This is a genomic window from Brevibacillus sp. SKDU10, assembly GCF_001645205.1.
Taxonomy (GTDB): Bacteria; Bacillota; Bacilli; order Brevibacillales; family Brevibacillaceae; genus Brevibacillus_B; species Brevibacillus_B halotolerans.
The window spans coordinates 1-5,458 of the sequence record NZ_LSSO01000010.1; the positions used below are offsets into that span (position 1 = coordinate 1).

At 41.6% G+C, this 5,458-nt stretch carries 3 protein-coding genes and 2 pseudogenes; 3 read left to right on the plus strand and 2 right to left on the minus strand.

The window, feature by feature from the left end; genetic code table 11:
- Positions 1-459 (plus strand): annotated as a pseudogene (locus tag AYJ08_RS23750) (hypothetical protein); the annotation flags it as partial.
- A gap of 331 nt (positions 460-790) precedes the next feature.
- Here AYJ08_RS23750 and AYJ08_RS01415 read toward each other — a convergent pair.
- Together AYJ08_RS01415 and AYJ08_RS01420 are read right to left on the minus strand one after the other, a co-directional pair.
- Positions 791-1,559 (minus strand): annotated as a pseudogene (locus AYJ08_RS01415) (ANT(4')-I family aminoglycoside nucleotidyltransferase).
- A 199-nt stretch (positions 1,560-1,758) separates the two neighbouring features.
- Entirely contained in the window at positions 1,759-2,787 is a 1,029-nt protein-coding gene (locus AYJ08_RS01420) for a PocR ligand-binding domain-containing protein (protein WP_064016297.1), read from the minus strand.
- A gap of 197 nt (positions 2,788-2,984) precedes the next feature.
- Between AYJ08_RS01420 and AYJ08_RS01425 the strand changes: the two genes are divergently transcribed.
- Positions 2,985-4,118 (plus strand): glycerol dehydrogenase, encoded by a 1,134-nt coding sequence (locus AYJ08_RS01425; RefSeq protein WP_064016298.1) that lies wholly within the window; start codon positions 2,985-2,987, stop codon positions 4,116-4,118.
- Position 4,119: 1 nt separating this feature from the next.
- On the plus strand, positions 4,120-5,458 hold a 1,339-nt coding region (gene dhaK, locus AYJ08_RS01430), incomplete at its 3' end, for a dihydroxyacetone kinase subunit DhaK (RefSeq protein ID WP_064016299.1).

Genomic DNA, 5,458 nt, shown 5'->3' on the forward strand with positions numbered 1-5,458 from the left:
GCAACCGGAGCAACTGGAGCAACCGGGGCAACCGGAGGTATTTTAGGTTTCGCAAATATATTTGACACAACACAACAAGCCGTAGCATTAAATGCCGCGGTCACTTTTAATACGAATGGAATCATCTTCCCTCCAAATTTAGTTACCCATATTGAAGGCACTGCTCCCATCACGATAAATCAAGCAGGTACTTATCTCATTACGTATGAGGTATTTCCACAACAGGGCACTTCTGCTTTTGCTTTATTCAATGGTCTAGCACAAATACCAGGCTCAAATTTTGGAGCTGGTTCAGGTAACCAAACTTACAGCGGGCAAGTGATCACCAATTTTGCAGCAGGGGATGTTCTTACCTTACGTAACATTGATGGGCCTACTGTATTACAGAATAGTGTATCAGGTGCGGGTCCTGCAGTTGTAAGTGCCTCTTTAGTAATTGAAAAACTTGCCAACATATAAAACATTCAGTGATTACTCTGTTTGAAGGCTGTTGAAAAATTTCGATGGCCTATTTTTTTTTGTAATGGTTTGTGAAGTCCGGTGTTTTAAAAGAATAAAGGCGGTTCATTTTTTATGCTTGTCATACGCGTTCACCTTCGTTGGAATTCTATTTTTACTGAATACTATCCATCTGTTGTGGTTTTCTTTTTACAATTTTGCCTAACATAATAATTTATATATCCATTTTTTCTGAGAAAAAACACCATCATAGAAGAAAACCCCGCTAAAAAGCGGGGCTTTCTCAACAATCCAAGACCTTACTTGCAAAGGGGTCTCGTTTCTTCATAGATCAAAAAGGAATACGTTCTGAATGAATCACATAATGATGTTCCGCTGCCCAAGCTATGAGGCCATTCCAGAAATCTTCACAGGCGACAATTATTTTGGACGGCTCTGCCAAGTCTCCAGACATCACCAGTCTAGCTACCTCGTCAAACCCTGCCGGACATTCGCAAGCTCCAATGATTCTGGCAAAACCATGGCCCCAGTCGAGTAGAGTTTTTGATTGTGCAACCCGATCACCATGGCACCGTATTGGGCAAACTGCATGGTCAAATAGGGCAGGTAGGTAAGAGGGCCGTTTAGACGTGCATTTCTAAGCTTCCCGATAAATTCATACATTTCACCTACAAGAACTTCATTGACTGCCTGTGTAAAATCTTTCTTTGTTGGTGATTCTGCCGCTTTTTTTAGCGTTGGAAAAAGCCCTTAGGATCATACAGACTAAGCAGGGAAAAGAAGGGGCCATGTGTAAGTGGCCAGTCTCCTTTCACAGTAGCGGCTGTGTTCAGTAGAAGATTGGCACTGTATGCATTCACTTCCGCTTTCCAAGGTCCCGCCGACCATTCATAACTAGATTCTACGTCTTCGCTGGATTCTTCTAGTACACAAAACATCTCAATGTCCGAAAAAGGGCCGTCTGTACCTCGGGAAACAGATTCATAGATTCCTGTGGCCAGGACTTTATCTTTGTATACCTCATGTAATCTCGCAGCAATTTCTTGGCAGTTTTGAAGTCTTTCACTTCGAGAAATTTTTACAGGTCCATTCATATTCATTCTCATACATCTCCCTTTGTAAATTTTGGGGTGAGGTTGATACGAATACATGAATGGAGGACCACGGGATTAACGGGGGACAATTTTTGGATGCATAAGAACTCCTCCCCATACATTATGGGGGATTATACCCAATCAGACTCTATTTCCTACATGGAACAATTGTGAAAAAGGACATTTTTCCTTACTCAATTCTTCTCTAGGTACCATCCCTATTACTATATACATTACGATAGACAGAAGGTGTTATCCTTTCGAATTTCTTGAATGTTTTAATAAAATAGCTAGGCTCACTGAATCCTAATTCATTGCTGATTTGAGAAATGGAGAGATCGGTTGTCTCTAAAATTTGTTTAGCCCACTCTATCTTCAAGCGTGGAATGAACACAGAAAAATTCTCCCCGGTTTCCTTGGTGAACAAACGACTGAAATAGCTAGGGCTAACATGGCAAATATCAGCCATATCCGCTAATGTAAAGTTTTCATTTTTATGAGCATAAATATAATCAAAGGCCGGTTGAAGAATGGTGCTGGTGGAAATTCTTTTATGGGTAGACATATTTATGATCTGACTATCAATAAGCGTATTTTCCAGCTCTTTTTTTATGGTTTGGATATTACGGTACGAGTGATTGGCAATAGCTTCAATAACAGGTTTGTCCGATGTTAACGCATGACGATACATATCAATAGTTGAATTTTTTGTAATGGCTTCTTCCACAATGTAAGTGCATAAATGATACAGCATTTCAGAAATGGTTGTTATTTCATCATAGGACAAGACGGGAAGAGAGGCATAGTCTTGTTCCAAGCCAAGCAGCTTTTTATGGGTATCGGCATTGGTTGGCCGGGTAACTATTTGTTCCAGCTCCATTGGATTATCACGTAATTTTACCTGCCCTGCCATAATAGCTCCAATATACTGATTGTTGACAATAATAGGGATGGCGATATCAATAATATGGAAATGGCACAGATAGATATACGGCCGATTTAGTCGCACAGCCTCCAATCCGCCTCTTGCATCGCATTTTTGGCAGTATTCGGACAATGCAGCGTCTTTTCGTATCGCCTGACAGAAGCTCTGGCATTGGCTGTGCTGCGTCACGGGTACACCCTTATAATCAGTTGTGATAATCGCCATTTTAGTGACTAGAGAGAGTGAGTCTTGCAGTTTCTGCCACTTTGTTAGATCTATAATTTTGTCCAATTTAACATGCAAGGTCATGAGATCTACTCTCCTTTCGTACCTTCGCATTATTATAGCATAATAGTCTGATGGCAGGACAAGATAATACCATTTTGGGACATGCAGGATAAGATAATACGATGAAAAAGCGCTTTATTTGGAGTAAATCGTTCGATGATCTTCGTACAAGGTAGCTCTATAATGGGGATACAATCGCACAGAGGAGGATTATTCAAATGAGAAAAGCTTTTATTAGCCCAACTAAGTATGTTCAAGGTGAAAATGAATTAGTCAATCTAGGGTATTTCATCAAAACATTTGGTGATTCTGCTCTTCTTATTGCTCATCAGGATGACATCAATCGTGTAAAAGATAAGCTTGAACATACCATGGCACAATTTGGCGTAACTATAATTGAGAGCGGTTTCAATGGAGAGTGTTCTCGAAATGAAGTTCATAGATTACAACAACTTGCGAAGGAACATGCTTGTTCCTGCACGATTGGATTGGGTGGAGGAAAAGCGATCGATACCGCGAAATGCGTAGCAGAGGGCGAGGCGTTAATTATCGTTCCGACCATTGCCGCGACGGACGCTCCAACAAGCCATTCTGCTGTCCTTTATACACCAGAAGGAGAATTTGATGACTATGCCTACTTTAAACAAAGTCCAAGTGTAGTGCTGATAGATACGACTGTTATTGCCAATGCACCTACGCGTTTTCTTGTCGCGGGCATGGGAGATGCGCTTTCTACTTACTATGAAGCTAGAGCAACTTCTAACTCTTATTCCAATGTGAATGCGGGAATTCCTTGTGGAGCAATATCTGGAGTAGGTCAGCCAGCCAAAGGAACAAAAGCTGCTCTTGCCCTTGCAAAGCTCTGCTATGAAACGTTGCTTGAAGACGGACTTAAAGCTAAAGTCTCCTGTGATTCTAATATTGTTACTCCTGCGCTTGAAAACATAATTGAAACCAACATTCTTTTGTCAGGTCTAGGGTTTGAAAGCGGAGGTCTGGCGGCGGCACATGCCATTCATAATGGGTTAACCGCATTGGAAGGAACCCATTCGTATTATCATGGTGAAAAGGTCGCATTTTCAACGCTTGTTCAATTGGTGCTTGAAAATGCAGACAGAAAAGAAATAAACGAGGTATTGAATTTCTGCGTAAGTGTAGGACTTCCGGTGTGTCTTTCTGATATCGGTGTAACGAGTGTCACCAGAGCCGAGCTGATGAATGTCGCAAAGAAAGCTTGTATACTAGAAGAGTCTATTCATTCCATGCCTTTTCCTGTGAGTGAAGAAGATGTAGCAGCAGCCATTATGGTAGCGGATCAAATCGGGCAGGAATTTAAGAAAAAGGGTGAGTAATGTGAAGAAAATCATGAACAAGCCGGAAACGCTGGTAAGAGAAATGTGTAGTGGAATGGTACTTGCACATCCGGATTTAGAATTTATAAGTAAATATAAGATAATGAAGAAAAGAGAAATCAATACAGATAAGGTTACGCTTATTAGCGGTGGAGGCAGCGGGCACGAGCCTGCACATGCAGGATTTGTTGGGAGCGGAATGTTAGATGTTGCTGTCTGTGGAGATGTATTTGCTTCGCCATCTCAGATTCAGGTCTATCAAGCGATCAAAGCCTCTGCCAGTAAGAAAGGTACGTTGCTGATCATTAAAAATTACAGCGGAGATATCATGAATTTTAAAAATGCGGCACATCTTGCAGGCGAAGACGGGTTGCTTGTCGATTATGTCAAAGTTGATGATGATATCGCAGTGGAAGACAGTCTGTACACTGTTGGAAGAAGGGGCGTTGCTGGAACCGTATTGGTTCATAAAATTGCCGGAGCTGCAGCAGAAGAAGGAAAGGAATTAAGGGAAGTAAAGGATATTGCTCAAAAGGCTATAGATCGCACCAGAAGCATTGGCTTTGCACTTACATCTTGTACAGTTCCTGCTAAAGGGACACCTACCTTCGAATTGAGTGGGGATGAGATCGAATACGGTGTAGGCATCCATGGAGAGCCAGGAATTCGCAGAGAAAAGCTTGTATCTGCCAATGAATTAGCCAAGAAAATGGTAGAAGATTTATTCCGAGATATGAACATCAAAGACGATTCACAACAAGAAATCGGCGTATTGATTAATGGATTCGGCGGATCGCCATTGCAGGAATTGTATTTGCTGGCAAATGCAGTTGTCCGTGAAATCAACAAGAGCAACGTATCCATCTTTAAGGTATTCGTTGGCAACTATATGACAAGCATCGATATGGCAGGGGCTTCGGTGTCGATCATCTCACTAGACGATCAACTTAAGCGTTATTTAGAGGCAAGCTGCGATACCCCTGCACTACAAATTAACCAGCCATTTAGCCCGTTGCGTACAGACGAAGTAGTATTGGAATCGCAACAACAAAATCACACCGTTTCTTATCAGTGTGAGACGGATAAGCAATATGCAAAGATTGAGAACAATGTATTCTCGCTACACAACCTGATATATTTGATTGACAAAATGAGTGAGGTCATTATTGAAAATGAGGTTGCTTTCTGCGAGCTAGATTCTCATGCAGGCGATGGCGACTTCGGCATGAGCGTGGCAAAAGGCTTCAAGCAATTGAAAAATGAGTGGCAGGAAATTACCCAACATCATGTAGCAAATATAGGAGATTTTCTAAATGCCTGCTCCTTGGTCATTATGGAGC